Here is a 998-nt window from a genome sequence, read left to right as displayed (position 1 = left end):
AAGGGCGCAAAGTCTTCACCCTGCAAACCTTGCCAGGGCGTGAGGATAAAGCCGACTCAAGCAGTCGAGTAGCCAACCATGCTGGTTTCTCGCTACACGCCGGTGTGATGGCCGAAGCGCATCAGCGGGATAAGCTTGAGCGCTTGTGTCGCTACATTAGTCGGCCAGCGGTTTCAGAAAAACGTCTGGCATTAACCGCCAATGGGCAGGTGCGTTACGAGCTCAAAACTCCGTACCGCAATGGCACCACCCATGTGATCTTCGAGCCGCTGGACTTCATCGCCAAACTCGCTGCGTTGGTACCTAAGCCGCGAGTCAACCTCACACGCTTCCACGGCGTCTTTGCACCGAACAGCAAACACCGAGTTCAAGTAACACCCGCCAAGCGGGGCAAGAAGCCCGACAAATCGGAAGGTCTCGATACTAACTGGCGTGACAAGAGTCCTGCAGAGCGCCACCGCGCCATGACCTGGATGCAACGCCTCAAGCGAGTCTTCAATATTGATATTGAAGTCTGCGAACACTGCGGCGGTCACGTCAAAGTGATTGCCAGCATCGAAGATCCGAAGGTCATTGAGCAGATTCTCAAGCATCTGAAACAGAAAACAGCCAAGGCGAATGCCGCCAAGCAGCGTGAGCTGCCACCAGAACGAGCGCCGCCACTGACTCCCAGCCTGTTCGATCCATCACAGAGTCGTCTCTTTGACTGACGACCCCAAATCCAACACTGCTCAACACTGCCAACTTTTAAACGGGGCGGTGGGGCAGTTTGTATCTCTCGAGCTATCAGGCTAGAGATTTTACCGCCAAATCGAACCTTATTAGAGCGGTTTAGGCTGGACCGGCAGTTAAAATTGGGGCTTGAGCGGTAAACGAGTGAGGGAATTTCAGGTAAGATACTTCGGATGAGGAGCAAAAAGGTGGTTTATACTTCCTATACCCGGAAATCACCACGCCGCCGGTCAGGATCGCCATGTCTTCCAGCATCGCCTTGCGAC

The 998-nt window shown here is 54.1% G+C and carries 1 pseudogene; it reads left to right on the top strand.

Going from position 1 to position 998, the window contains the following annotated elements:
* Positions 1–710, top strand: a pseudogene (locus tag R7Q09_RS24450) (IS91-like element ISCR1 family transposase); the annotation flags it as partial.
* Positions 711–998: the final 288 nt, after the last annotated feature.

The sequence above is a fragment of the Vibrio sp. 2130-1 genome (assembly GCF_033339515.1).
Note: the sequence above shows the minus strand (reverse complement) of the source record. Positions and strands in the feature narration are given on the sequence as shown.